Annotated in this window: 23 protein-coding genes and 1 tRNA gene; 10 read left to right on the forward strand and 14 right to left on the reverse strand. The window is 58.6% G+C overall.

Annotation, left to right across the window (positions count from 1 at the left end; genetic code table 11):
* Positions 1-139: 139 nt before the first annotated feature.
* Positions 140-1315 carry an acyl-CoA dehydrogenase family protein gene (locus M5J06_RS10740; RefSeq protein ID WP_250224640.1) on the forward strand — a complete coding sequence of 392 codons (1176 nt, stop codon included), beginning with the start codon at positions 140-142 and terminating at the stop codon, positions 1313-1315.
* A 133-nt stretch (positions 1316-1448) separates the two neighbouring features.
* On the opposite strand, the gene M5J06_RS12500 is transcribed toward M5J06_RS10740, so the two are convergent.
* Complete coding sequence (locus tag M5J06_RS12500; RefSeq protein ID WP_367615202.1) at positions 1449-1844, reverse strand: integrase core domain-containing protein; 396 nt, start codon at positions 1842-1844, stop codon at positions 1449-1451.
* Between the two features lie 152 nt (positions 1845-1996).
* Between M5J06_RS12500 and M5J06_RS10745 the strand changes: the two genes are divergently transcribed.
* Positions 1997-2713, forward strand: coding sequence for a GNAT family N-acetyltransferase (locus M5J06_RS10745; protein WP_250224641.1), 717 nt, complete (start codon positions 1997-1999; stop codon positions 2711-2713).
* Positions 2714-2791: 78 nt separating this feature from the next.
* Here M5J06_RS10745 and M5J06_RS10750 read toward each other — a convergent pair.
* Positions 2792-2867 (reverse strand) — tRNA-Val (locus tag M5J06_RS10750).
* A gap of 167 nt (positions 2868-3034) precedes the next feature.
* Between M5J06_RS10750 and M5J06_RS10755 the strand changes: the two genes are divergently transcribed.
* The 4 genes from M5J06_RS10755 to M5J06_RS10770 all read left to right on the forward strand — a co-directional run bounded on the left by M5J06_RS10755 (position 3035) and on the right by M5J06_RS10770 (position 7501).
* A complete protein-coding gene (locus tag M5J06_RS10755) occupies positions 3035-4468 on the forward strand; it encodes a phytoene desaturase family protein (RefSeq protein ID WP_250224642.1) in 1434 nt (477 codons plus the stop codon).
* A gap of 185 nt (positions 4469-4653) precedes the next feature.
* The gene (locus tag M5J06_RS10760) at positions 4654-5055 is read left to right on the forward strand and encodes an SdpI family protein (RefSeq protein WP_250224643.1); all 402 of its coding nucleotides are present in this window, start codon (positions 4654-4656) and stop codon (positions 5053-5055) included.
* Between the two features lie 13 nt (positions 5056-5068).
* Positions 5069-5566 (forward strand): sporulation delaying protein family toxin, encoded by a 498-nt coding sequence (locus M5J06_RS10765; protein ID WP_250224644.1) that lies wholly within the window; start codon positions 5069-5071, stop codon positions 5564-5566.
* Positions 5567-5899: 333 nt separating this feature from the next.
* Positions 5900-7501, forward strand: a complete 1602-nt coding sequence (locus M5J06_RS10770; RefSeq protein ID WP_250224645.1) for an LGFP repeat-containing protein — start codon at positions 5900-5902, stop codon at positions 7499-7501.
* A 429-nt stretch (positions 7502-7930) separates the two neighbouring features.
* On the opposite strand, the gene M5J06_RS12505 is transcribed toward M5J06_RS10770, so the two are convergent.
* The 3 genes from M5J06_RS12505 to M5J06_RS10790 form a co-directional block, all read right to left on the reverse strand.
* Positions 7931-8428: a recombinase family protein gene (locus M5J06_RS12505; RefSeq protein WP_437177593.1), complete on the reverse strand. Its 498-nt coding sequence runs from the start codon at positions 8426-8428 to the stop codon at positions 7931-7933.
* Between the two features lie 476 nt (positions 8429-8904).
* Complete coding sequence (locus tag M5J06_RS12395; protein ID WP_284150886.1) at positions 8905-11112, reverse strand: 3-hydroxyacyl-CoA dehydrogenase/enoyl-CoA hydratase family protein; 2208 nt, start codon at positions 11110-11112, stop codon at positions 8905-8907.
* Positions 11113-12273 carry an acetyl-CoA C-acyltransferase gene (locus tag M5J06_RS10790; protein WP_250224646.1) on the reverse strand — a complete coding sequence of 387 codons (1161 nt, stop codon included), beginning with the start codon at positions 12271-12273 and terminating at the stop codon, positions 11113-11115. It lies immediately after the preceding gene.
* A 324-nt stretch (positions 12274-12597) separates the two neighbouring features.
* On the opposite strand from M5J06_RS10790, the gene M5J06_RS10795 reads away from it, so the two are divergent.
* Both M5J06_RS10795 and M5J06_RS10800 read left to right on the forward strand, forming a co-directional pair.
* A complete protein-coding gene (locus M5J06_RS10795) occupies positions 12598-13761 on the forward strand; it encodes an NRAMP family divalent metal transporter (protein WP_250224662.1) in 1164 nt (387 codons plus the stop codon).
* On the forward strand, positions 13752-14531 hold the full coding sequence (locus tag M5J06_RS10800; RefSeq protein WP_437177592.1) for a putative hydro-lyase: 780 nt from the start codon (positions 13752-13754) through the stop codon (positions 14529-14531). Before M5J06_RS10795 ends, M5J06_RS10800 begins: the two co-directional genes overlap by 10 nt.
* A gap of 447 nt (positions 14532-14978) precedes the next feature.
* Here M5J06_RS10800 and M5J06_RS10805 read toward each other — a convergent pair whose 3' ends face one another.
* The 8 genes from M5J06_RS10805 to M5J06_RS10840 form a co-directional block, all read right to left on the reverse strand.
* Entirely contained in the window at positions 14979-15578 is a 600-nt protein-coding gene (locus M5J06_RS10805; RefSeq protein ID WP_070624373.1) for a GntR family transcriptional regulator, read from the reverse strand.
* A gap of 22 nt (positions 15579-15600) precedes the next feature.
* Positions 15601-17376 carry an acetyl/propionyl/methylcrotonyl-CoA carboxylase subunit alpha gene (locus M5J06_RS10810; RefSeq protein ID WP_250224648.1) on the reverse strand — a complete coding sequence of 592 codons (1776 nt, stop codon included), beginning with the start codon at positions 17374-17376 and terminating at the stop codon, positions 15601-15603.
* 24 nt (positions 17377-17400) lie between these two features.
* The gene (locus M5J06_RS10815) at positions 17401-18948 is read right to left on the reverse strand and encodes a 5-oxoprolinase subunit B/C family protein (protein ID WP_250224649.1); all 1548 of its coding nucleotides are present in this window, start codon (positions 18946-18948) and stop codon (positions 17401-17403) included.
* Complete coding sequence (locus M5J06_RS10820) at positions 18948-19709, reverse strand: LamB/YcsF family protein (protein WP_070564696.1); 762 nt, start codon at positions 19707-19709, stop codon at positions 18948-18950. The genes M5J06_RS10815 and M5J06_RS10820 overlap by 1 nt, the downstream gene beginning before the upstream one ends.
* A gap of 223 nt (positions 19710-19932) precedes the next feature.
* Complete coding sequence (locus tag M5J06_RS10825) at positions 19933-20298, reverse strand: hypothetical protein (protein ID WP_143335822.1); 366 nt, start codon at positions 20296-20298, stop codon at positions 19933-19935.
* A gap of 419 nt (positions 20299-20717) precedes the next feature.
* Complete coding sequence (locus M5J06_RS10830) at positions 20718-21455, reverse strand: hypothetical protein (protein WP_070624377.1); 738 nt, start codon at positions 21453-21455, stop codon at positions 20718-20720.
* Between the two features lie 296 nt (positions 21456-21751).
* Positions 21752-22750 carry a sortase family protein gene (locus M5J06_RS10835; RefSeq protein ID WP_250224650.1) on the reverse strand — a complete coding sequence of 333 codons (999 nt, stop codon included), beginning with the start codon at positions 22748-22750 and terminating at the stop codon, positions 21752-21754.
* Between the two features lie 151 nt (positions 22751-22901).
* Complete coding sequence (locus tag M5J06_RS10840; RefSeq protein ID WP_250224651.1) at positions 22902-23864, reverse strand: DUF2891 family protein; 963 nt, start codon at positions 23862-23864, stop codon at positions 22902-22904.
* 412 nt (positions 23865-24276) lie between these two features.
* Between M5J06_RS10840 and M5J06_RS10845 the strand changes: the two genes are divergently transcribed.
* Both M5J06_RS10845 and M5J06_RS10850 read left to right on the forward strand, forming a co-directional pair.
* Positions 24277-24909, forward strand: coding sequence for a RelA/SpoT domain-containing protein (locus tag M5J06_RS10845; protein WP_256375377.1), 633 nt, complete (start codon positions 24277-24279; stop codon positions 24907-24909).
* 1 nt (position 24910) lies between these two features.
* Positions 24911-25141 (forward strand): hypothetical protein, encoded by a 231-nt coding sequence (locus tag M5J06_RS10850; protein WP_070597191.1) that lies wholly within the window; start codon positions 24911-24913, stop codon positions 25139-25141.
* A gap of 34 nt (positions 25142-25175) precedes the next feature.
* Here M5J06_RS10850 and M5J06_RS10855 read toward each other — a convergent pair whose 3' ends face one another.
* The gene (locus M5J06_RS10855; protein WP_070597192.1) at positions 25176-25523 is read right to left on the reverse strand and encodes a DUF2200 domain-containing protein; all 348 of its coding nucleotides are present in this window, start codon (positions 25521-25523) and stop codon (positions 25176-25178) included.
* Between the last annotated feature and the right edge of the window lie 32 nt (positions 25524-25555).

Consider the following 25555-nt stretch of genomic DNA (forward strand, 5'->3'; position numbering starts at 1 on the left):
TACCTGGTGCTGTGGGGAGGGGGAGACCTTGTGCTTTCGGACAGTGTGGTTGCCCTTGGCAGACTTGACAGAGGGAGAGAGTCAGGTCACAATTGACGCTAATCGTCATTCGTATTGCCTGTTAGTTGGAGAATTTACTATGTCCCACAACCTCTTCGAGCCCACCACTGACTTCCTGGGCGTTTTTGACAACCTCTCTGAGGCCGATGCTGCGGGGTGGAAGCGAGCTGCTCGTTTCCGCGAGTACTCGGCTCCGGTGATTAACCAGCATTGGCAGGCTGCGGAATACCCGCTGGACTTGGTTCAGCGGTTGGGGGAGCTGGACGTGATGACTGATGGCCTGGCGGTTGAAGGCTTCGAAGAGATGTCCACGCTCGGTGCCGGCTTGGCGCTCATGGAGGTCACACGTGCGGATGCCTCGATGGGCACGGTGATTGCGGTGCAGGCGGGGTTGGCTATGCGCTCTATTTCTATGTTGGGTTCTCCGGAGCAGCAGGCTTCATACTTGCCGCGAATGGCTTCGTGCTCGCTGCTTGGGGCTTTTGGGTTGACGGAGCCGGCCCACGGTTCGGATTCGATTGCCCTGGAGACCACCGCGGTGCGCGATGGCGATGAGTGGGTCCTGAACGGCGAGAAGAAGTGGATTGGCAACGGCGCTTCCGGCGGCATCACGATCATCTATGCGCGCATGGAGGACGGCAATGTTGGCGGCTTCATCGTTCCGCAGGAGACCCCTGGTTATTCGGCATCCGTGATTGAGGGCAAGCTCTCTCTGCGGGCCATCCACCAGGCGCACATTACGTTGACCGACTGCCGTATCCCCGCCGCCAATCAGCTACCGGGCTGCCGCAGCTTCAAGGATGTTTCCCGCGTGCTGACTGCTACACGCATTGGTGTGTCCTGGATGGCGCTGGGTTCGGCGGTGGCGTGCTATGAGATTGCCCGCTCTTATGTGCTGGAGCGCGTCCAGTTTGGCCGCGAGCTGGCGAAGGCACAGATCATTCAGCAGCGTTTGGCCAATATGGTGCTCGATTTGAGCCAGATGATGCTGACCTGCCGTGAGGTCTCTTTGCGCGAAACCGCGGGGACCTTGGCGCCGGAGCAGGCTTCGGCGGCGAAGCTTCATAACACGCGTGCTGCTCGCCGCATCGCCTCCGATGCCCGCGACATGCTTGGCGGGGTTGGCATTTTGCTGGAGAACGACATCGCGCGCCACTTTGCGGACATCGAGGCTATGCACACCTACGAAGGAACAGATACCGTGCAGTCCCTCATTATGGGCAAGAAGATTACGGGCTTCTCGGCCTATAAGTAGCCAGCCGGCCGGGGATGTGGAAAGGCTCGCTTGGTGGTCCTTCTAGTTTGGTCCTCTTACTTTGGTCCCTTTGCCCTCGATCGGCGCCTGCCTTTGAGTTGTGAACATCCCCCTGTTTGACGTGGCTGTTACTTTACGCGCTCGATGTCTCGGGCGCTAGGGGTTTGCCGTTGTTGATTCCTACCGTTTTAGGTGGTGGCTTGTAGACGGATTTCCGGGGTCTGCGGTGCGGGTGCGTCGCGTAGTAGACGGTTTCCTTTGCTCGGCGATGTTCAAGGATGTCACGCCACGTGCCTGAATACACTTCACTAGGTGTGTATCCATTTAGCCCGCTGTGGCGGTCACGGTTATTGTATCCGTCGATAATCCTGCCGATGACCTTCTGCGCATGCTGGATATCATCATAGGTTTCTAACGCATAGCGGTGATGCTTGATTGTGCGATGTGATGACTCTTCAAATGGGTTGTCATTCGAAACATTCGGCCGAATTAATGACAGCTCTAGCTCCCCAGGACGTGCTACAAGCAGTAAACGAAAAGCACCGGCCACCATGGGACGCAAAGGCGGCCAGAAAGCTGCACAACGCTGGAAAACCGACCCAGATCAGGAGCTATTCCATGAGTGCGAAGGAAGTGCACAGCCCGTTTTAAAATAAGGGTATGTGCCATGATGAGTCTCTAATGATCACGAATATCACGTCAGCTCCAGCGCGGAAAAAAGTGCAAAGAATCTTTCAGGAGCATATTCCAGATGCCTCCAAGTCTCTCTTAGAGAAGAAGAATTATGAAGATAGGCGGTCGGTTCTGCTTCAGTGCGCAATTGACGAAAAAATAGTTGGTGGATTATTGGCGCTGCACCCCTCAACACATTATGATGAGGGGTTAAGGCGCGTAAATATGACTGTCAAAGACGATTTTCCTGAATCTCTTGCGACGAGGTCAATCCTTGAAGTTGCTGTTCTTTCTGAATATCAAAATATGGGCATCGGTCAAAAACTGGTCGCGCAGGCAGAAAAGGCTTTCGTCGAATCAGAAGCTACTGTTTCTTTGCTATACGTAGATAGTAGATCGCCAGAAAGCACTCACCGCTTCTGGAAGAAAATGGGTTATACGCCTGGAGACCCAAACGAAAAAGGGGAGTGTTGTACTGGCTTGCCGCCAGAAGCATCCATCATGGCGAAATTACCTAACGCCAGGGCGGGCACAGCCTATTATCGCTACCTAGAATCTCCACGAAAGCTTCAAGTAGCAAAAACACCATCAACTCAAAGTCAGCCAGAGGCCACCACCGTTGAAGTGGCAGCACCTCCAAGAAGTTGGCTTCGTCAGCGACCTTTATCGATTTCACTATTAACAGCGATAATTGTCGTTGTTAGCGTTTTGTTTTGGATTCTTTAATAAGGAAAGAAAGAATGGACAGCACTCCTAGTGCTGTCCATTCCGCGCCCGCGGTCAAAATGATGAATTACTCACCACAACGGCCTGGTGGGATTCGAACCCACGACCTAACCCTTAGTTAGAGGGCTGCTCTATCCAGCTGAGCTACAGGCGGAAACCAGTATTTAAACTGGTCGATATTACTTTACCGCAGGAAAATAGGGGAAGCAAAAGTCGCGAAGTAGCTACAGCAGCGGGGCATCACTGCCCATTATGGGTACACCCCAGCTAAACACCTCAACCAGTTGAACAAATGATGAACAACAATAAGAAGGAAGAACCATGACAAACGCCGTTATCGTTGGAGCAGGCCCTAATGGTTTAGCAGCGGCCCTTTTCCTCGCCGATCACGATATTGAGGTGACAATACTTGAAGCTAATTCTTCTATTGGAGGCGGTGCACGATCCGGGGAATACACGCTCCCCGGACTGACACATGACCACTGTTCAGCGTTTCATCCTTTCGGTGTCGGATCAAGTTTTTGGAAAGAGGTAGAACTAGAGAAGTACGGTTTAGAATGGGCATGGTCTGAAGTTGACTGCGCTCACCCTCTGGATGATGGACGGGCTGGGATCCTGTATAGATCTCTAGACAAAACTGTCGAACATCTGGGAGTCGACGGAGACATCTGGAGAAAGATAGTCGGGAGCAACGTAAGGAACTTCGACCTCCTGACGGAGGACACTTTCCGACCACTTCTTCATATTCCTCAACACCCGGTCACTCTTGCCAAGTTCGCCCCATATGCTTCTCTGCCAGCCTCAACACTTATGCGCATGTTTAAAACCGAAGCGGGCAAAGCATTGTTTGGGGGAATCGCAGCCCACGCTTTTACCTCTCTCGACCGACCGCTAACTGCATCGCTCGGAATAATGCTCGCTGCTGCAGCCCACCAGTGGGGTTGGCCGGTAGCAAAAGGAGGATCTGGCGCAATTGTAGCGGCTCTAGAAAAAGCTCTCACCCAAAAGAACGTAACGATCCACACTAACAGTCCCGTTATTTCGAAAAGGGATATTCCAACCGCAGATCTTGTTCTTCTAGATCTTTCTCCCCAACAGATCCTCTCCTTATATGGAGATGAGATGCCATCAAGAATTAAAAAGCAATACTCAAATTTTAGATCTGGATCTTCCGCTTTCAAAGTTGACTATGCAATCAGCGGAGACATCCCTTGGAAAAATTCACATTGTAGACGTGCAGGCACTGTCCACCTTGGTGGCAATGCCAAAGAAACACTACTTTCCGAATCTTTAAGAGCTAAAGGAAAGATGCCTTCACGACCGTTCGTCCTTGTCGGACAGCAATATATGGCAGATCCTGCACGCAGCAATGGAAATCTAAATCCAATTTACGCATATGCGCATGTGCCTAAAGGATACTCAGGAGACGCTACAGGGCTAGTCACTGAACAAATAGAAAGATTTGCTCCAGGGTTCCGTGATCAAATTGTTATGAGCAAAAGTATTAACCCGCAGCAAATGGAATCGTCCAATAGGAACTTCCACAATGGGGACATTATTGGTGGAGAAAACGACGGACTACAGCTGGTATTTCGCCCTAGGATGACCACGAATCCATATTGGATTGGTGTACAAGGTGTCTATATCTGTTCACATTCCTCTCCACCAGGGGCTGGAGTTCACGGACTATGTGGAAAAAATGCCGCAACTGCGGCCTTTCGGGATCTCCAAAAAAGGATCCACTTAAGCAAATAACACTTTGCTCCGCCTGAACCACCGGCTAATATGCCCTCCTTACAATTCATAACCACCAAAAAGGTGGTGACTTTAGTCGACTATGCATAATCTTCCATATTTATGGTGACCCCCTTCACATAACATTATTTCCGCGCCCTTTAAGACAAACCTAAAAGGACGCACAAACGCTAGGAGAGATAAAAATGTTCGGATACATAGCACTAGTTGCAGGGCTGTTACTATTGTCGTTGCTGGGGTTTTCCCTAGCTAGGTCAATCAAATCCAACAGCCTCGCAAGAAACAATGCTATCGGGTTGAGGACCCAAGCCACGCTTTCTTCTGACGAAGCATGGAGCTACGGCCATCAGCAGGCACTCCCCTATCTAAAGGCTACTGTACTCGCCGGAATGGTAGGGGCGACCGTACTCGCCGGAATGGTAGGGGCGACCGTCTCTCTAGTCGCTCTTCCATTTTTCCAATCACACGGAAACATCACTGAAGCAGGAATCTATGCCATCCCGTCGGTCGCCTTTGTGTTCCAGTTAGGAACGCTCATCTGGTCCTCCATAAAAGCAGATTCTGCAGCAAAAACTACTCTGACCTAGAAAGGTTCTCCTAATGAAGAACGCTAGACTTGTTGCAATTTTCACTGCGGTAACCATTGCAGCAACCCCTTCCCTTGCGGTGGCCCAGAGCTCTTCCGCAGAGAATGCAAACAACAAGCACACCACAGCAACCCCTCAGCGAGCAGTGCCGAAGAATGATAAGAGCCAGCAGCTTAAATACACAGATCAAGAAGTTGCACAACTTCTACTATCTGGCCAAGGTCGAATCGCCGAAGAAAAACCGGAGTTCCTTGACGTACTCGGCTTCTCCCAAGAAAAGCCCGATGCAGATATGTCCAAACTTAATCTTATGATTGATGAGTACTTGGCAACTGTACCGGATTTCCATGAAAAGGTCTCAGTTCCTTTCCAAAGCGGAAACCTTCAAGAAATGGACAACGCGCTCGTCTACCTTTCTGACACTTTCCTCAAGTACGCAGATGCTCGACAAAAGACAGTTTCTGCCGATGATGCAGCCCTTCAGGGATGGACTTGGATGGTGCCCAACTAGAAAAATTTTTCCCAGAGTACCTCCCTGGGGCAGGGCTCGAACAAGATGCACCCACCCTACAAGGCAGCGGAGTTGCTGGAGGCAATGACTACATCGATGACGTAGTGCTGTCTACTCGGGACAGGTGCGGGACCCCTGTGGTACTACGACGCGGCTGGTACACCCCGGATGCTAAAAGGGGAGAAGGGGGTCCTTGGGGCTATGACAAAATCAGGCATAAGCACGGAATCTGGAACCTATATACGATAAACAAGTACTTTAAAGGGCTCTGCGGGATAGGATGGAAGGTACCGACCTTATCTAGACTGAATATGTACCACCTTTAGGAGAAAAATGAAGATCAAGAACCTTGGCATAGCTACTTTTGCCGCTATTTCTTCCCTTTCTATAGCTGCCAATTCAACGGCCATTGCCGACGAATTTCATGGTTATTGGGTAAAGGGGAGAATCCTCGATACCTATAATAGGCTTGGGGGCTACAAGACTTTTGGAAACGCTAACACTGAAGAAAGAGATGCTGCTAGAGGCGGAAAATTTCAGAACTTTCAGAACAACGCGTCAATCTACTGGCACCCTTCGGTATCGAATGGGACGGCTCGCCAAGTCGGAGGGCAGATTCGAGACAAATGGGAAGACTACGACTGGGAGCATGGTCATTTAAAATATCCAACTACAGATGAGCTCCCGACTCGTACCGCTGGTGGTCGCTTCAATCATTTTGAGGGCGGTTCCATCTATTGGAGCCCCGCAACCGGCGCTCACACCATACAAGGTATGATTCGCGACCGTTGGGCAGCCCAAGACTGGGAAGTGGGGTCACTGGGATTTCCCACCACGGATGAGAGAGCCACTCCTAACGGGGTCGGCAACTTCAATCATTTTGAGGGCGGTTCCATCTATTGGAGCCCCGCAACCGGCGCTCACATCGTCCAAGGAAGAATCCGTGATTATTGGGCGAAGGTGGGGTGGGAAAAAAGCCGCTTTGGTTTCCCTGTAAGCGAAGAATACAAAGTTAGTGGCGGTGCGATACAACAAAACTTCCAGGGAGAAGATTTGCAATGGGTTCCTTCGAATTCATCTCAGCTTGCTCCATATAATCCTCGATACGGGAGCTACGATCAGCAATATTTACTATTTGACCAGAATGAGCGTTGGACACCGCAATCCATAAACAGAGAAGTCGTCACGCATTTCAACCAGTACTTCACATTCACTGGATGTCCTGATGAAATCAACGTTGGAGCAGAGTGTGTCTTAGATACAGTCGGAGGCATATACGCGCCGATTAAAATTGAAGCAATATCTGCTGATGGGTTCAGCATTCGTTCTTTGGAAGGGCATCCCGAGGGGGCTGACCGTCTTATCAACTTCAAGTTCACTACTTATTACTACAACGGGGCAACAAACATCCGTCTTCGAGTTCAAGCCTCCGGTCCGGCATCTCGTGCGTCTCACCTTGGCCCATTTAACTCAGAAACCATTGCCCGATATTCGTGGTCAACGTTCTCGAAAAACTTACAGAATCGGATCAATAACGCCTCGACAACCTATATCACTAGCGACAAATCTACACCTCCTGCTCAGGCTTTCCGAGCTATTTCGCCGCAGGACGCAACTCCTCCCCCAAATGACCCCGGCGTAGAGACAGACGTCATTGATCCAGCGAACGTAGACACCTCCAAGATTACGAATAAGGTTCCCTTATATCCCATTGGCACGGACAATGCTGAGTTAGAGAAGAGTCTCGGAACAGCGGATATCCCAGCTATTTCTGCTCCGGAAGAAACCACGACCTTAGAAACAGAAATACCGGCTGATAACAGGGAAGGCTCAAAGAGTCCTGGGACCACGGAATCCGAAAATATAGATTCAAAACCCGATAAAACAACCACCGCAACACCGAACAACATTGGCCAGGGCCTGCTCTCCCCTTAAGTTGACTTGGCGAAAAAATAGGGTTGCTAGTTTGAAAATAGCTCCAAATTCCGGATATTGAGAGGAAAAATATTGTTGTATATGGTGCCCGGACTGCTAGCTGGAGTTGTCTTCTACTTTATTCTCACAGCGCTAAATTGGGGCGTTGAGACAATATCGTCAAAAAGATACCGGTTACGAGCGTATGGCCGACTCCTCTTCCAGTGCCTTGCCGCTATCGCTTTCACCATTTTTTTGGTCACTGCTGGCGGCGGGGGCGATTCGGCAACTCAGATGCAGGTCAGCGGTTTCATACTGGCTGGATGCATCTTAAGCCTCATCACATCAATTACAGATAGACCTCACACCCGGGAAAAGCCCAAGCAAATGAGCATGAAGACGAATGAGAGTCCTGACGTTCGATCCAAGCCATAGTCCTCTGGTGCATACTTATCTCTCCTGTTTGAAGTAGGGATACAGCGTGGTTCTACCGATGCCGAACCTGCGGGCCACTTCCGCTTTAGGAACGCCTGCCCCGACCCATTCCTGCGCCTGGGCAAGCTGTTCATCAGTAAGGGCTTTCGCCCGGCCTTTGTATACGCCGCGTTCTTTTGCTCGCGCAATGCCTTCCGCCTGGCGCTCGCGGATAATGGAACGCTCGAACTCGGCGACAGAACCAAGCAGACCAAGCATGAGTTTGACGACGGGTGTGGAGGTCAAGGAGTAGGTTTGACCCTCTTTGAGAAACTTCACGGACACCTCACGTGCGGTGAGGTCATCGACTAGGCGGTGGAGGTCGATAAGGGAGCGTTCCAGTCTGTCCATGCTGGTCACTATGAGTTGGTCACCAGGGCGCAGGTAGTTGAGTGCCCCGTCGAGGCCGGGGCGGTGCGTGGAGGAGCCACTAGCAGTGTCGGTGAAGCAGCGAAAGACTTTTTCTTTTTCAATGCCGCTATTTGTCGCTCTAGGTTTTGGTCTTTGGAGCTAACCCGTGCATATCCGATTTTCTGCCCGGCTATCGCCTCCGGCTGTTCGGGAATGTCTAGGGGTAGTGGCGGTTCTGTTCCGTTAGACATGCACTAACCCTACCGAACAGGCGAGACAACAATGAAGGGTTGCAATTCTCAAAGTGTTCTACTGGGGTACACCCTATTGTTACGCCGATTCTTATCGGCAATGCTGATCGCTGTTGCGACCGGCTATTTGGTAGCAGTGTCGTGGCTATCCGGTAGCGCTTCAGTGAGTTTCTGGTAGCAGCTCAGGGCGCTCGGGATGATACTTCCGGTAGCCGCACCACTCCTTCTACTTTGGTTTCTTAGCGCTGATAAGGGACCATCTCCACACCAAAACCTCCATACAAATGGTCCCTTTGCTGAGTAAAGGGACCAGAGTAAAGGGACCATTTGCGTTGAGGTTGGTGCAGGCTAGTTATTGAGCGGCTTGCGGGTCGCGGCCATGTGCTTGGCGCGCTCCACGTTGGCCGGTAGCAGGACCAGCGGCACGTCGAACTCCACTTCGCGCTCGCAGAACTCGGTGAAGCTCAGCGAAGCTGGAGCGGAGCTGGAGGAAGCGGGAGCGGTGTACATCTCGGCCAGCTTGGACACGATGACGTGGTCGTTCTCGGTGGTGCCGTCGATGGGCCAGTCGCGGTCCAAGGCGGGGGAGCCGGAGTACATCTCGATAGATGTGTCGGCGGGCGGGGTGTAGGAGGCAGCCAGGTCCGCGGCCTCGAGCAGGGCGCGGGCGAGGACGTGGTCGAAGGACATGAGCACGACGTCATCGGAGGAGAGGAAGCCAGCCTTCTGCGCCTCGAAAGCCGAGGAGAAGTTGCGGGCCGAGGCGATGAAGTCGAAGGCCTTCTGGTGGTAGTCCGGTACACCGGCCGCCTTGAGGCGCTCCAGCGAGGAGATGGTTCCCGTCCAACCGGGATACAAGCCCACGGTGCGCTCCGGGAAACCGAGGCGAGTATCGGCGTGAGCGACAATGCGGTCGCAGGCCAGCGCGGTCTCGAAACCGCCGCCCAGAGCCACGCCACGCACAGCCGCCACGACGGGAACCGGGGCGAACTTGAGTGCGCGCAGGGTCTTCGAGCCATCCGCAATTAATGATTCAACGCGAGAAGCAGACCCCGATTCACCTGCGGCCGCGATGGAGGCAAGATCTGCACCCGCGCTAAAGACCGGCTTGTCGTTTGCAATCACCAGCGCCACGAGATTCTCCGAGATCGCAGCGCCTAGACCGGCGCGGATGACCTCGAGGGCCGGAGTCGGCAGGGAGTTCATCGGCGTATGCAGGTCAATGATGCCAATACGTCCAGCCGACGTGGACACCGCGTGGACCGCGCCCGCATCCAGAGAAACGATGGTCTCAGTATCAAGAGAAGCCAAGGTCACGACACCCTCGCGCGGCGCGAGCTCCTGGCGCGAACCGGTCGAGGAGAGCACCGTCCCTTCGCCATAAAAGCCACCCGCCGCAGCCGCGGCGGAAACCAAGGAAGGGACCTCGGAGCCGTAGGCGGAGGCGACGTGGTCGATCCCGATGGCGTCGGCAAGCGCGAAGATGCCCTTCTTCCAGCCGAAGCCCAAGGTCAGGCCCTCGTCGATGAGACCCACGTGCTCAGCGATATCAGGTGCGACCTCGCAGCAATAGGCCAGCGTGTCGAGGAAGACCGCGCGGGCGAAGCGGCCGCCGGGGGAGTCGGTGTCCATGACCTCGCGAGGATCCTTGAGACCCACGACGGGATCGGACAACGTTGAGCGAGGTACGTATTCGTAGGAAGCGTTGATGACCTCGTTTCGGCCCCGGTAGAAGCCACCCTCACCAGTGCGGCCGGTCAGCCCCCGAGACACGAGGCCCTCGATGAAGGGATCATCGCCGAGGGGGACGTCAAGAAGTGGATCGCCGGCGGGAAGGGCCGTCTCCAAAGACTTCCAAATGGGCTTGACCAGCTGGAGGCCAATGTAATCGAGCAGCCCGAAAATGCCGGTACGGGGAATGCCGAAAGCGCGGCCGAAGGCGGCGTCCGCAAGCTCGTAGCTCACGCCGCACTCGCGGGCGCGGGCCACGCCGGCAGCCATCCAGTAACAGCCCACGCGGTTGGCAATAAAGCCCGGGGTATCGCGGCACTCGAGCGCAATCTTGCCCAGTGTCTGCTCGATGGTCGTGCGCAGAGCAGCCTCCGTCGGGCCAGACGCGATGAGCTCCACCAAGCGCATGACCTTCGGTGGGTTGAAGAAGTGAGTGATAGCGAACTTGTCGCGGCGGGCCTCCGGCACACCCTCAAGGAGCGAAGCCAGCGGCAGGGTAGAGGTATTCGAGCTCAACAGAGCGTCCGCGGGCAAATGAGGCTCGATGGCTTGGTAGAGCGAATGCTTGGCGCCCAAGTCCTCGAAGATGGCCTCGATGACCCACTCGCGGTCCTCCAGCAGGGCGTAGTCATCGCTGGCGCGCACGCGCTCGGCGAACTCCGGCAGGTGGAAGCCCTTGCGCTTGAGCTGGATCTCGACGCCCTTTTGGGCGCCCTCCGCATTCTGGTCCAGCAGCACGACGTCCATGCCTGCGGATGCGCAGAGTGCCGCGATGCCGGACCCCATAGAACCTGCGCCGATAACGGCTACCTTGGTGATGTTCATTTATTTCGCTCCATTCTCAATAATCATGGCGATTCCCTGACCGCCGCCGATGCACATGGTGACCAGGCCATAGCGCTTGCCCTCTCGGCGTAGCGCATAAGCCAGCTTGGTGAGCAGGATGACGCCCGTGGCACCGACCGGGTGGCCGTGTGCAACGGCGCCGCCGTAGATATTCGTCTTGGCCGGGTCGAAGCCCAGCTGTTCCTGCACGGCGATGGCCTGGGCGGCGAAGGCCTCGTTGGATTCGATGAGGTCGATGTCCTCCAGTTTCAGCCCGGCCTTCTCCAGCGCCTTCGGGACGGCAGCGATGGGGCCGATGCCCATGCGCGTCGGGTCCACGCCCGCGATGGACCAGGACACAATCTTCGCCAGCGGGTTCAGGCCACGCTTGGTCACTTCCTCCGCGGTGGCGAGCACAGCGGCCGCCGCGCCATCGTTGATGCCGGAGGCATTGCCGGCGGTGACGGTTCCGTCCTTAACAAAGACCGGCTTGAGCTTCGCCAGCTTCTCGACGTCCGTCTCCCGCACCGCTTCATCAAAGTCCAGCTCGCCGACCGGGACGATTTCCTCGGCGTGCACGCCTTCCGCGCGAGCCTTCGCGGCGCGTTCCTGGGACTCGGCGGCGAACTCGTCCTGGCGTTCGCGGGAGATGTTGTTATCGGCGGCGACGTTTTCTGCGGTCACACCCATGTGGCCGGTGCCGAAGGGGCAGGAGAGCGCGCCGGTCAGCCAGTCGTAGAGTTTGCCGTCACCCATGCGCTTGCCAAAGCGTGCGCCTTCGACGGAGTAGGGCGCGTTACTCATGGATTCCGCGCCGACGGCGAGCGCCAGGGAGCCGTCGCCAGACTGCAGCAGCTGCGCCGCGCTGATGACGGCCTGGACGCCGGAGCCGCACAGGCGGTTGACGCCCATCGCAGTGGAGGAGTCCGGCATGCCGACGTGCTTGGCAATGGTGCGTGAGAGGTAGAGGTCCTTCGGCACGACGGGCATGACGTTGGAGGCTACGGCGGTATCGAGGTCTGCACCAGTAAGCACCGAACGCTCAATAGCTGCTTCGGCGGCAAGCGAACCGAGCTCGGTAAGGGAAAGGCGGGCCAGGCTACCGCCGAATTTTCCGATGGGCAGGCGTGCGGCGCCCGCGATGTAGATGTCTTGGGGCATGAGCTCCTCCATAGGTTTAACGAATCACCATTAGTTAACTCGGTATCCTAGGTCACTTTTTCGCCGCGTGCAACGGAGCTCCACTGGAAAGTGTGTGAGGGGCTGTAGTTATGGCGTGGGTGTAACGTGCGCCACCCCCGCGTTGTTTACAGATTGTTCAACAACCCTTATGCTTTCACCATCGTTAAATGCGACCTTCGTCACGAAAGGTGCCCAACAATGAGCTTGGAATCAACCAATTCCTCCGCAGCTTCCCAGGAAGCAGCCCAGGGAACTACACAGGACGCGCCGAAAGAAGCGCAAGCCCCCAAGGGCATCGGCGCCATGGCCGGCGCCATGTTCCTCATGGCCACCTCTGCCATCGGCCCGGGCTTCTTGACCCAAACCTCCGTCTTCACCGTGCAGATGGGCGCGGCCTTCGCCTTCGCTATTGCGCTGTCGATCATTGTGGACATCGCCATCCAGCTCAACGTCTGGCGCATCCTCGCTGTCTCCGGCATGCGCGCTAACGAACTGGGTAATACCGTCTTGCCTGGCCTTGGCTGGTTCCTTGCCGTACTAGTCTTCATCGGCGGCGTGGTCTTTAACATCGGCAACATCGCCGGCTCGGGCCTAGGCCTAAACGCCATGATCGGCATCGATGCACGCATCGGTGGCCTAATCGCTTCGGCCATCGCCATCTTCATCTTCCTGTCCAAGCGGGCGGGCGTCGCGCTCGACCGCATCGTCGCCGCGCTGGGCGCCATCATGATTCTGCTCATGCTTTACGTGGCGATTGTTTCCCAGCCGCCGGTGGGCGAAGCCCTGAAGAATACCGTCATGCCGGAAAGCATTGACTTCTTCGTCATCACCACCCTCATCGGCGGCACAGTGGGCGGCTACATTACCTTTGCCGGCGCGCACCGCCTCATTGATTCGGGTCTGTCCGGCCCGGAGAACGTCGGCGCGATTACCAAGACCTCCGTGCTCGGCATCATCGTCACCGGCATCATGCGCGTGCTGCTCTTCCTTGCGGTCCTGGGCGTTGTGTCTACCGGTGTTGCGCTCTCTGAGGACAATACGGCCGCCGATGCTTTCCGCCACGCCGCCGGTGAGTTTGGCCTCCGTGCTTTCGGCGTCGTCCTCTTCGCCGCCGGCCTGTCTTCCGTCATCGGTGCCTCCTACACCTCTATTACCTTCGTGACCACCCAGAAGATCAACCCTCGCACCCGCAATTACCTCACCGTCGGCTTCATTGTGGTGTGCGCGATCCTCTTCGCCATCCTCAACTCCGCACCGCAAAAGCTGCTCATCTTCGCGGGTGCGTTCAACGGCATCATCCTGCCCATCGCCTTCGCCATGATCATGTGGGTCGCGTTCAAGCGCCACGACCTCACCCACGGCGTTAAGCAGCCGATGTGGCTGCTCATCGCCGGTGTCCTGGCGCTCGTATTGGAAATCTTCATCGGCGTTAAATCCATCTCGGGAATCGTTAACCTATGGGCATAATGCAGACTCCAGCAGAGGTGCGCGCTTTTGCCCGCACACACGACATGACCACCACCGCCGGCCATGCCCGCGGCTTCATGCAGGCTAACCTCATTGCGCTGCCGCGCGAGTACGCCTTCGATTTCCTCCTCTTCGCACAGCGCAACCCCAAGCCGTGCCCCATCGTCGGCGTGCTGGAGGCAGGGCAGTTCACCTCTGAGCTCATCCCGGGCGGGGACATTCGCACTGACATCCCGGCCTACAACATCTATGAGGATGGCCAGCTTACGCAGACGCTTGACGACGCTTCCTCTTTCTACTCCGACGACATCGTCTCCTTCCTCATCGGTTGTTCCTTCACCTTTGAGAACGCGCTCGTGGAAAACGGCATTTCCATCGCCCACATTGATCAGGGCCGCAACGTGCCGATGTATCGCACCTCGATTCCTTGCGCGCCGGCTGGAGTCTTCTCTGGGCCGATGGTTGTCTCCATGCGCCCCATTCCTGCGAACCAGATTTCCGATGCCGTCCGCATCACCTCCCGCTACCCGGGTGTCCATGGCGCCCCGGTTCACGTGGGTGACCCAGCGGCCATCGGCATCGAGGACCTGTCGCAGCCCGATTTCGGCGAAGCCGTCGACATCCCTGAGGGCACCATCCCGGTCTTTTGGGCGTGCGGCGTGACTCCGCAGGCCATCGTGATGAACTCGCGGCCCAGCCTGGCTATCACGCATGCCCCGGGCAAGATGCTGGTCACCGACATCCCGGACCGCGACTTCCTCATCCCTTAGTTACTACCGCAGCGGCTGGAGTGTTTTCGGCCTGGTAATTTCGCTCTACGCCGCCACGGTCCCTTCCGTGTCTAGACGCCTCACACTAGTCGCGGCGCACCTCCGACTACGGCGCTGAGCACGCTGCCGCGTGGCCCGACAGCAGATGGCATCTCACAAAAGGCATCCCGCAGATGGCATCCGCCAAAAGGCGTCTTTGGGGCTAAAAACGCCATGTGTGCAACCCAAAAGGCGTTTTTAGGCGTGAAAACGCCTTTTGACTGATGCCTTTTAGAAGATGCCATCTGCGAACTGTGCCGAAGCCCGGTCAATAGCCGTTTGCGCGGGCGAAAACGGAACCGCAGGCGAAGTGAGCCCGTAAACACAGGGCAGGCCTGCGGGCGAAAACGGAGCCGCGGGCAAAGAAGTACCTGCAAACGCGGGCGGTCCTGTGCCGCGGAGGCGCAGTTAGAGGACCCGGAGAATCGAGTTCATCGCGCGCATCAGGTCTGCGCGGCAGGCATCGGCGGCCGCCTCGCGCTCACCTTGCGCAATGAGGTGGGCCAAGTCGATGTTGGCTTGCACGTGGTTATCGTGAATCTGCGGGTAGCGCTCCAGCGTCAACAAGAAGGTCAAGCGCATGCGCGCCAGCAGGTGCGACATGGAGCGGTCCAGCGTCGGCGAGCCCAAACCAGCGACCAGCTGCTTGTGGAAGCGCTGGTTGATGAGGGGTCGGGGAGCGTCGGCAAGCACGGCGGATTCGGTCAGCCGCACCAGCTCGCCCGGGTCCTCGAAGGTGGCATAGCGCGCCGCGGCCGGCTCGATGGCGGCGCGCGCCAAGTAGAGATCGCGCACGAAATCGGTATCCGGGGTGGCAATGAAGACGCCCCTGTGCGGGATGCGCTCGACGATTCGCTCGGAAGCGAGCATGGCGAAGGACTCCCGCAGCGTGTTGCGGGAGCATTCGAAGCGCTCGGCCGCGCGGACCTCGCTGAGCTGCTGTCCGGGCATGTACTCGCCCTCGGAGATGGCGGCGCGGAGCGCGGACGCGACGGAATCTGCAAGCATGCGACTTACAGTAGCCCGCTGCTTAGGAAATCGTGGCGATTACCGCGCCCGGTTCCAACCTCGAGCCTTCCTTCGCCACACGGCTCAGCGTGCCCGCGGCCGGAGCCTTGACCGCGGATTCCATCTTCATGGCCTCGATAGTGGCGATGGCCTGGCCTTCCTCGACGGCCTCGCCGTCCGCCACGTTCCACGCCACGAGGTTGGCCTCATAAGGACAGGTCACTTCGTTGCCGCTGGCGCTGGCGCCGGACGCCGCGCTTGCCGACGCCCCCTTCACCTGCCCCTGCGACAACATATCGGTGGGGAAGCCCACGCTGACCAGCTTGCCGTCGATCTCCAGCGCCACGCGGGTGCGCTGCGCGTAGATGGCCTCAACCGGGACGGTAGCGCTCGTGGCCTCCGCGGAGGGGCGGTAGTTGTGGTCGAGCCAGTCGGTGTAGATACCGGCTGCGGCATCGGCGTCGCCGTGATCCACGAGGACCTGGGAGGAGACCATATCGCGGTGGAAGGGCAGCACGGTGCGAACACCTTCGATGTCGAATTCCTGGAGGGCCTGCTGTGCACGCTTCAGTGCGATCTCGCGGGTCGGACCCCAGACCAAGAGCTTGGCCACGAGCGAGTCGTAATAAGGCGGCACGATGGAACCGGAGCGCACGCCGGAGTCCACGCGGATGCCAGGGCCCGTCGGCGGCTCGAAGCGCACGATGGTGCCCGGGCACGGCGCGAAGCCGTTGAGGATATCCTCGGCATTGATGCGGAACTCGAAGGCGTGGCCATCGGACACAGGGTCCGATGCGGAAGCATCGGACGGGGAAGAGGAATCAGACGCGAAGGACAGGGGTTCGCCGGAGGCGATGCGGAATTGCTCCGCAATGATGTCCACGCCCGTGACCATTTCAGTCACGGGGTGCTCCACCTGCACGCGGGTGTTGACCTCGAGGAAGGAAATCGTGCCATCCTCGGAGACGATGTACTCCACCGTGCCGGCACCGGTGTAGCCCACCTTCGCGCAGATGGCGCGGGCACCCTCGTGGATGCCGGTGCGCTGTTCGTCGGAAAGCGCGGGCGCCGGGGCCTCCTCGATGAGCTTCTGGAAACGGCGCTGCGTGGAGCAATCGCGGGTGCCCAGCACGGCGACGTTGCCGTGCGTATCAGCCAGAATCTGCGCCTCCACGTGGCGCGGGTGGGTCAGGAACTTCTCCACGTAGCACTCCGCGCGGCCGAAAGCCTCCTTGGCCTCGCGGCCGGCGGAGTTGAAGGCAGACTCGATGTCCTCGAGGTTCTCCACCACCTTCAGACCGCGTCCGCCGCCGCCATACGCGGCCTTGATGGCGATGGGCAGGCCGTGCTCCTCGGCGAAGGCACGGGCCTCCTGCCAGTCATCGATGGGATCGGAGGTACCCGGTGCCAGCGGGGCGCCAACCTCCTCGGCCACACGGCGCGCGGCAATCTTGTCACCGAGCAGTTCGATGGACTCCGGCGACGGGCCAATCCACGTCAGGCCGGCCTCGGCCACGGCACGGGCAAAGTCGGCGTTCTCCGAGAGGAAGCCGTAACCCGGGTGAATGGCATCGGCACCTGCGCGCACGGCGATATCCAGGAGCGCGGGGACATTCATATAGGTATCCGCCGCGGAGTTGCCGGGCAGGGCGTAGGCTTCATCAGCCACCTGGGTGTGCAGGGCGCCGGCATCGGCCTCGGAGTAGATGGCGATGGAGCGGATGCCCATGTCGCGCGCGGTGCGGGCGATGCGGACGGCGATCTCGCCGCGGTTAGCAATAAGGACTGCAGAAATCATGTGTGGTTGTTCCTTAATCAGTGTTTAAGCGAGTTCAAAGCGGACCGTCGCCCCCGGCGGGAGCTGCGCGGCAATATCAATATCTTCTTCGAGGACCGTGGCGATGACCGGGTAACCGCCGGTCACGGCGTGATCGCGAAGGAAAATCACGGGCTCACCGCTCGGCGGAACCTGGACGGAGCCGGCGACCATGCCCTCCGAGGGCAGCTCGCCCTCGCGGGCACGGCTCAGTTCCACGGAGCCCTCCGGGCCCAGCAGGCGCACGCCCACGCGGTTGGACTGCGCGGTCACAGTCCACTCGGTGGCCAGGAAGGCCTCCAGGCTCTCGGGCGTGAACCAGTCATCGCGCGGGCCGAGCACGCAGCGCAGCACGCCCTCGGTCTGGCCGTGCGCGCCTTCGCGAACGCGCATCGGGTTGCTCAGCTGGGCATCGGTCATTGCGGTGGAGCGGGGGAGGACGCCGATGACGTCGCCCAGCCGCACCGGTGCAGGCCCCAACCCAGAGAGCACATCGGTGGAGGCAGAGCCCAGCTCCGCATCCGCCACGATGCCGCCGCGGATGGCGATGTAGTTGCGCAGGCCCACCGTCGCGGGATCCACGGTCACCGTCGAACCAGCGGTGACGAGCACCGGGCGTGCGAGGTGTACCGGCATATCGTCGAGCAGGACGCGGGATTGGGCGCCGGTGACGCACATGACGGCGTCGGTCAGCGCGCGCAGGCGAATGCCGCCGATATTCTCCAGTACGGTGGCACCGCGCGGGTTGCCCACCGCGACGTTGGCCGTGGCAGCCGCCGCCAGGTCCGCCGCACCCGAGGGCGTGACACCCAAGTTGCCGCGGCCGGGGCGACCCTGATCCTGGAAGAGGGTGAGCAAGCCCGCATCGAGGACCTCCAAGCGCGGCAAGCGCGCGGGGGTGCGGCGGCCAAAAGGCGTGGTCGACACCACGTCCGGCAGCGAGCTCACCGCGCGATAGCGCACGCGGTCACCGGGCTGCACCAGCGCTGGCGGGTGGGCATCGGATTCCCACATCGGGGTCGAGGTGGTGCCCAGCAGCTGCCAGCCGCCGGGGGAGACGCGCGGGTAGACAGCGGAGAAACCGCCGGCAATACCGACGGCTCCCGCCGGCACCGCGGTGCGCGGGGTGGCGCGGCGCTCGATGTTGAAGTTCTGCGCCGGGTCAGCCGGGGTGCAATAGGTAAAGCCGGGCGCGAAACCGCCGAAGGCCGCGAGCCACTCGGTGGACGTGTGCCACTCAATGAGGCCTTCGCGCGACATACCCATCAACTCGGCGGCCTCGTCGAGGTCCTCGCCGTCATAAAGGACGTCGATCTCCACAAAGCGCGGATCCTCGCCCGCCTGCGCGGTGGGGTGGAAGTCCTGCAGCTTCTCGGCGGCAGCGGCGGCGGAATTCGGCGTGGCAAAGGTCAGCAGCAAGGTGGTGGCTGCAGCAATGGCATCGACTTGGTCCTTGAGCGGATTGGCGTCGAGGGCCGCGTGCCACGCCATGACCTGGGATAAGTCCTCCAGCTCCACGAGCAGCGCGCGCGTTCCTACGGGGTGAATATGCATCAGATGGCGCTCCGAATCTCAATTCCGCGCTCCTGCAGCTCGGCAACCACACCGCGCAGCAGTTGCACCGCGCCGGGCGAATCACCGTGCGTGCACACCGACTGGGCATCCACGTTGAGTACGGAGCCATCGATGGCGGTGATGGATCCGGTTTCGGCGACTTCGAGCACGCGCTTGACGACGTCCCCCTCATCACCCATTACAGCATTCGCCTCTCGCCGCGAGACGAGCGTGCCATCGGGGTTGTAGTTGCGGTCCGCGAAGGCCTCGCGGATGACGGTGAGTCCCTTCTTCTCCGCGATGTCGACGGCGACGCCGCCTGGCAGCAGCATAACGGGCAGATCGCCGAAGGCTTTGATGCCGTCGATAACCGCATGGGCCTGAGCCTCGTGGTGGACGATGGTGTTGTACATCGCACCGTGCGGCTTGACGTAGGCCACCTGGGTGCCATTGGCCTGGGCCAGGGCTTGGAGGGCACCGATTTGGTAAGTGATTTCGTCGGCAAGCTCGGCAGGTGCGTAATCGATGAAGCGGCGCCCGAAGGCTGCCGGGTCGTTATAGCCCACGTGTGCGCCGACGGTGACGCCTGCTTCTGCGGCCGCCTTGAGGGTGCCCGCGATGGAGTGCGGGTCGCCGGCGTGGAAGCCGGTGGCGACGTTGGCGGAGGAGACAAGCTGGAGCATCGCGGCGTCATCGGCAACGGGGTTGCCGGCGGTGGTTTCGCCGAGGTCAGCGTTGAGGTCTATGTGCAGCGCGCTCATATTAGGAGGACACCTCTTCTGTAGTTCCCAAATTGTTGAACAATCTATGGGTGCCTAGTGTAGCCCGCATCACGTCGGTTTGTGAAGTGTGTCCCGTATCTGTGGATGGGTGGGACGTGAAAACACCCCCATCACGACGGTGATGGGGGTGCGGCTGCCTCGCGCCGGTGGGCCGGCGCTGCTAAGAGCTTCGCGTTTGAAGCTCGATGGTGCAGGATTCAGATTAGAACGGGAGGTTGACTCCCAGTGCCTGTGCTGCGGCCGGTGCGGCTGCGGCCAGCGCGCCTACGACGCCGAGGACGATGACGGCGATGCCCAAGCCGGTTGGCTTGCCGTCCTCGGAGGAGAGCTTGCCCTTGATGTCGTCGGAAGAGCTCTGGTCCTCGCTGCTCTGGTCGCCCTTGCCTTCGTTGCTGCTGCCGGCGTCGCCGCCCTGGTTGCTGCTGCCGTTATCGCCTTCGGTGCCGGTGCTGGAGGTGGCGTTGGCGCTCTGGCCGGTGGTGTCTTCAGCGTTGGCGGCGGTGACGCCTGCGAGTGCGAGGGCGCCGGCCAGGGCTGCGGCGGTGAGGTTGCGGGAAATGCGCTTCATGTTTCTTACTCCTGGGGTTAGATCGGGAAAGTTTGGTCAACGCCGTATCAGACGATGTTGTCACCGTTAACTGATGTCGACTTCCCACATACTAACCAAGAAAAAGTGAGGTAGGTCAAACTATTTCCAATTTTTAAGCTACTCCACGCAAATTTTCATGAACGCGTCAGGGTGCGCTGGCGCGTCGGATGGCGCCGAGCCTTGTGGTGGTGGGATGAAACTTCCTGCGTGGTTCGGGTTTTGGGGCTTGCTTGCGTGCTAGTTCATCTATTGAATCTTTTAACTTCCTCCAAGGGGTGCGGCCAGAAAAGTGGTGGCCCAACGGGCGCATAAAACCGCAAAAGCCGCGTCTCTCCACCCCCGGTAGGGAGAGGGGGAGACGCGGATGGGCTGCCTGTTGGCCCTAGGCCTTAAACCTCTTAGATGAAGAGCTTGCGGCGAGCAACGACAGCGCCAGCGGCGATCATCGCTGCGATTGCCAGTGCGGCGAGGCCGCGAGCAACGGTGTTGGAACCGGTCTCAGCGGAGATACCGCGGGACTGTGCTGGGGTCTGTGCGGCGGTGCCTTCAGCAACCTTGCCGCCCTGGGCGATGACCTCGTCCTTGTTCTCCTGCAGCATCTTCTCGGAAGCGGCCTTCTCCTCAGCGGAAGGAGCGTCCTTCTGAGCTGCCTCTTCGGACTTCACGTAGGTCTTGCCGTCCTTGGCCAGGTACCAGGTCACGCCACCGATGATGAGGGCGGCCGGCAAAGCCAGCCAAGCCAGCTGCTTCTTGTCGAACTCGGCGCTGGTCGGCTCAGCCTCGGACTCGCCGTTGATCGGGTAGTCAACGGAAGACGGAGCGGTAGCCTCGCCGGTGGCTGCCATGTCCATGTCCGGGGCCATCACGCTGGTGGTGGTCGGCGCGTCGGCATCCTGCTGAGCCTGCTGCTGCTCCCAAGCCCACTGTGCCTGCTCTGCGGTCAGTTTGGTGGTTCCGTCCAGCTCGCCGTTCTCGTTGCGGTGCTGGTAGCTACCGTCGGCCTGCTTCTGGTAGGTGACGCCATCGACCGTGAGTTCAGCCGGAGCCGGAATCTGGGCGGAGGCAACGGCGGTGCCGCCCAGTGCGAGGGAGCCAGCCAGAACGGCTGCGGTCAGGGTGCGGTTGATGCGCTTCATAAGCTTCTCCTTGCGGGGTTTGTGAGGTATGTGAGAGGGATTCAACCCGACGTGAACCACAATAGCCACAACTTTCACATTGATCACAAGGGTTTCGAAATTTCGCTCCGTAACATGGCGGATGCTTTTCGTGCCAAACGGGTGGCATGTTCGGTGGGTTGAGGTCCTCACGGGCGGCGCTACAAGGCGTGTTAACCTGCAAGGATAAGAACGGTGTTGTCTGTTGAGCTGCGAAAATGTTCGATAACTGCGCGTAGTGGCGGAAATCCCCCTGAACGGGGGATGCTGCATGGGGCTTAGCTCTGTTCTGCGGCAGGATCAGGAGCCTCGGTTACGCCCTCAAACTGCCATCCCACCACGGCATTGCGCACCGCGGCAGCCAAAGGGTTGGCCGGCTGGATGCAGCTGATAGTGAGAAGGCGACCGGGCTGGGCATCGGTGCCCCAGATGCTCTCATCCTGCTCAAGGCCATCCTTCGACGGATCGTGCAGATCTGTTGCGGTGTATACCAGCCATTGCTCGCCGGAGTTCTGCGTGCGCAGGTACAACTTGTCGCCCACAGAGGCTTTGTGCTCGTCGGCGCTACCGTCGTAGAGGTTATTGAACACCGCTGGTACTCCTGCACCGGTATGCCCGGCGACCACCACGACGTCCTGCGCATCCGTACCGGGGAGCGAATAGGGTTTATCGTCTGCGGTGTAGGTGCAGGCCCTATTCATCGAGTCGGGGTTGATCTTGTTGTCTTTGATCCGACAGGAGCCTTCTTCAAACTCTGCACGCACATCAATTGTCGGGATGTACATCTCCACCGCTGGGGAGGGCTCGATGACGGCGGCGGGTTCCGTAACCACATCGGTTGGTTGCGGCGCGGGCGCGTCTGGCTCCTTATTGAACTGGAGTGCGGCGACGATGCCGACGAGAACCAGTGCCAAAATAAGGAGGACTCCCAACCCGCGACGGCTGATGGGCGTGCGAGGGCGCGGTGATTTCCGCCGTGGCGCAGGGGCTGTCGTCTTCTTCGGCGCGGTTCGGGTCGGCGCTTGTTGGGATGGCGTTTGTCGGGCAGGCGCCGACGTTGAAGCGGATCGACGGGAAGGGGAAGTTGTCGACGGGGACGAAGCTGGGCGATCGTGGCTGGGGCGGCGTCGCGGGCGGTAGGAAGGGCGCTCAGGGGCAGTGCTCTCGCGGTCGTGAGTAGAGCCTCTCTGGCGGGCACGCTCGGCGCGCAGATCAATACGGATTCCTTCTTCTGGCAGGCGGTAGTTATCGCGCTGCGCCGAGTAGCGAGAATCCATAGTGAGCTCCTGAAGAGAACGATAATTAGAAAGTTACAGTACTACTCGCTAAGTAACTATTCCGTATGCGCTCACTATGGCGGCAGGAGCGGGCATAAAATGCCGGCCTGAACTCTCGGCCTGGATGGCTGGCGATGAGGGAAGCCGTTGGCTAATGCCTTCCGTCGGCAGCGAGCTGAAAGCGCAGCGCGTAGGTGATGAGCCAGTGGGTGGACATGAAGTGGCCGTCGACAAGCTGCGTTTGCGCACTGGCGGCGAGTGCATGGGTGCGGGGCAGGACGGAGGCGTCGAAATGCTCAGCGAGTTCAACGAGCATCCATGCTCTGGTCAGCGCCAGGCCGTAGAGGTGGGCCAGGCGGCCATCGGTTGGGTCAAGCACCTCTGGGATTTGTGTGAAAAAGTCCAGCGCTTCGTTTTGGTGGGGAAGAAAGCCGTCGAACCAGTGTGGGAAGTCCGGTAGCACGCGCGACATGAGTAGAGCCTCCGATAGCCCGTTGGATAGGAAATCATGTCCGGACAGCTCCCATTTGAGCGGGTAGTCGCGATCTTCGCCGAAAAGGCGGACAGCAGCCTCGCGCACCGAGCTCGCCAGTGAATCCAGCCCGAGTTTCTCCGCGGCCTCGTGGATGAGGAAAAGGTTGAAGGCTGTATTGGAATGCATGCCGTGGCGCACCGGTTGGTTGAGTGATTCAAGCCAGTCGCGGCAGTGCTGTGCGGTTAGCTCTACGAGCTTGTCCATCGCTTCGCCAGGCCGAACGGAGGCGAGCTGCAGCAGCCAGGCGCGCCCATAGGGCATTTCATATCCGGGGCGGGCGAGGAGGTAGTTGTATTCCGTGGTGAGGGCTTCTGCGCTGAGGCGATCGTCGAGAAGCGCGGCAAGTTCTTTGGGAGACTCGGGCCCGAGAATCTTGTTTAGTAGCGCGCCTGAGTACTGCATGTGGACGCTGGAGTGCCAGTCGAAACAACCGTAAAAACTGGGGTGCAGCTCGCGCGGGCGCACGTCGCAGTCTTCTGTGGAAGCGCTCGTGTGGTGCATCGCGGCGGGGAATTCGCGCTCGGGTGCGGCCATAATTGCTTTCGCCCAGGCGCTGGCACAAGTTTCTAGCGTGGTCATGCGTCAAGTATGGCAAAGCTGAAGGTGGGATGTGCGTTTCAGCGCAAACGTCGAACATATATCCGAAAATGTGGTGTTGGTGTCCGGTCGCCCTCGTAGTCTTTAGGGCAGGCATCCAAGGGGTGGGGGATGTGTGGGTGTCTGAAAATGCTGGCAATGCTCTTCGTCTTTGGGGGTTGCCACTATCGAAGAAGGGGGAACTGTGCAGTTCTTGGAAAACAGGCCGACGACGTTTAGTAAGAGACAAGTACATCGAATAGGTAGTGCGTTGCGCACTGGGCAAGAGATCGATGAAGAGCTATATCGGCGCATACTCATACATCAGTCTGCTCTTTGTGACCATCTTGAGTCCTTGGCAGCGTCGACACTGAATGAACTGAGCGTGCCGCTGGAGCGCTCGACAGATTCCGTTGTGGAACCGGACTCGAAACGATTCCTTATAGGTTCGCGGGTCAAGACTCGGCAGGTGCTCGTTGAGAAACTGCGGAGAATGCCGAGCTTCCCGCTAGAGAGCATCCAAGATCTTTCAGGAGTGCGAATGGACTTTGATGTGGCGCTCTCTGAACAATCAAGGCTGGCGGAGCTACTCGCCCAGGACTTCGAAGAAAGGGGAGCCGACCGCGTCAAAATTCAGGACATGAGAGAAAAGCCGCACTCTGGGTATAGGGCGATCCATTTACATATTTACTCTCCGGCAGGCCGGGCTGAGTTTCAGCTTCGGACGGCGCTCCAGTCACGATGGGCCAACCTTTATGAACTTGCTGGTGACTTGTACGGTCGCGGCATCCGATACCTTGAGCTCGGAGAGCACGTACCGTTGCAATTTGAGACCCAGGTTCGCTCGTTGCATGAGCTTTCAGAAGTGGTGCATAGAGTAGAAAAATACTTCGATGTGCTCTCTTCTCCGTTTGCCGAGCGCCCAGTGGAAACGGTGGAGTTGCGTGAAGCCCGGCCATTGCGGCAAAGGACTTCTAGGATGTTGGATAGGCTAATTAGTGAGCTCGACCGGAGACGGACAGAAAACGAGTCGGAAGGGAGTAAATAGTATGCCGGCTTTTCTTATTAAGTATCACCGTCCGACGGGTGCACTGAATGTCACGGAGTTTGAATCCCTAACTGCGGCAACTCTTGCCCGTCACGACCTCGATCAAATCAACGATGACCCAGACGTTGAGCTCGTTGCCATTGGCGCTGAAAGCCTAGAGTCCGTTCGACACACGCACGCGCGCTACTTCTTCCGTGAGAAGACCGCGCCGCCGTATCCCTTTGTGGCTTAAAGCTTGAAGCTTTGAATAGCGTAGTTAGCGAAGGCTAGCCGCGAAGGATTTTCTCCATGGCTTTTCCTTTGGCTAGCTCGTCAACGAGCTTGTCCATGTACCGAATATTTTGCATCAGCGGGTCCTCGATGTCCTGGACACGGTGCCCGCAGATGCTGCCGGTGATGAGGGAGCGGGATGGGTTCAGGTGCGGGGCCTGCTCGAAGAAGTCCTCGAGGGTGACCTTTTGCTTCCGGACCCGTTCCAGCTCCTCAACCGAGTAGCCGGTAAGCCAAGTGATGACTTCGTGAAGCTCGCTGACAGTCCTGCCTTTGCGCTCTACCTTCTTAACGTAGTGCGGATAAATATCGGCGAAGGGAACGGAAAAGATGCGGTGAGACATGGGCGCAGTATATCGGTGGGCCTCATGGCGCG

It is taken from the genome of Corynebacterium intestinale, assembly GCF_023574125.1.
Taxonomy (GTDB): domain Bacteria; phylum Actinomycetota; class Actinomycetes; order Mycobacteriales; family Mycobacteriaceae; genus Corynebacterium; species Corynebacterium hesseae.

What these genes read in the sequence shown, in the direction of transcription:
- M5J06_RS10740 (WP_250224640.1), top strand. Translation starts at nt 140, where the DNA reads ATGTCCCACAACCTCTTCGAGCCCACCACTGACTTCCTGGGCGTTTTT.
- M5J06_RS10745 (WP_250224641.1), top strand. Translation starts at nt 1,997, where the DNA reads ATGATCACGAATATCACGTCAGCTCCAGCGCGGAAAAAAGTGCAAAGA.
- M5J06_RS10755 (WP_250224642.1), top strand. Translation starts at nt 3,035, where the DNA reads ATGACAAACGCCGTTATCGTTGGAGCAGGCCCTAATGGTTTAGCAGCG.
- M5J06_RS10760 (WP_250224643.1), top strand. Translation starts at nt 4,654, where the DNA reads ATGTTCGGATACATAGCACTAGTTGCAGGGCTGTTACTATTGTCGTTG.
- M5J06_RS10765 (WP_250224644.1), top strand. Translation starts at nt 5,069, where the DNA reads ATGAAGAACGCTAGACTTGTTGCAATTTTCACTGCGGTAACCATTGCA.
- M5J06_RS10770 (WP_250224645.1), top strand. Translation starts at nt 5,900, where the DNA reads ATGAAGATCAAGAACCTTGGCATAGCTACTTTTGCCGCTATTTCTTCC.
- M5J06_RS12395 (WP_284150886.1), bottom strand. Translation starts at nt 11,112, where the DNA reads ATGAACATCACCAAGGTAGCCGTTATCGGCGCAGGTTCTATGGGGTCC.
- M5J06_RS10790 (WP_250224646.1), bottom strand. Translation starts at nt 12,273, where the DNA reads ATGCCCCAAGACATCTACATCGCGGGCGCCGCACGCCTGCCCATCGGA.
- M5J06_RS10795 (WP_250224662.1), top strand. Translation starts at nt 12,598, where the DNA reads ATGGCCGGCGCCATGTTCCTCATGGCCACCTCTGCCATCGGCCCGGGC.
- M5J06_RS10800 (WP_437177592.1), top strand. Translation starts at nt 13,752, where the DNA reads ATGGGCATAATGCAGACTCCAGCAGAGGTGCGCGCTTTTGCCCGCACA.
- M5J06_RS10805 (WP_070624373.1), bottom strand. Translation starts at nt 15,578, where the DNA reads ATGCTTGCAGATTCCGTCGCGTCCGCGCTCCGCGCCGCCATCTCCGAG.
- M5J06_RS10810 (WP_250224648.1), bottom strand. Translation starts at nt 17,376, where the DNA reads ATGATTTCTGCAGTCCTTATTGCTAACCGCGGCGAGATCGCCGTCCGC.
- M5J06_RS10815 (WP_250224649.1), bottom strand. Translation starts at nt 18,948, where the DNA reads ATGCATATTCACCCCGTAGGAACGCGCGCGCTGCTCGTGGAGCTGGAG.
- M5J06_RS10820 (WP_070564696.1), bottom strand. Translation starts at nt 19,709, where the DNA reads ATGAGCGCGCTGCACATAGACCTCAACGCTGACCTCGGCGAAACCACC.
- M5J06_RS10825 (WP_143335822.1), bottom strand. Translation starts at nt 20,298, where the DNA reads ATGAAGCGCATTTCCCGCAACCTCACCGCCGCAGCCCTGGCCGGCGCC.
- M5J06_RS10830 (WP_070624377.1), bottom strand. Translation starts at nt 21,455, where the DNA reads ATGAAGCGCATCAACCGCACCCTGACCGCAGCCGTTCTGGCTGGCTCC.
- M5J06_RS10835 (WP_250224650.1), bottom strand. Translation starts at nt 22,750, where the DNA reads ATGGATTCTCGCTACTCGGCGCAGCGCGATAACTACCGCCTGCCAGAA.
- M5J06_RS10840 (WP_250224651.1), bottom strand. Translation starts at nt 23,864, where the DNA reads ATGACCACGCTAGAAACTTGTGCCAGCGCCTGGGCGAAAGCAATTATG.
- M5J06_RS10850 (WP_070597191.1), top strand. Translation starts at nt 24,911, where the DNA reads ATGCCGGCTTTTCTTATTAAGTATCACCGTCCGACGGGTGCACTGAAT.
- M5J06_RS10855 (WP_070597192.1), bottom strand. Translation starts at nt 25,523, where the DNA reads ATGTCTCACCGCATCTTTTCCGTTCCCTTCGCCGATATTTATCCGCAC.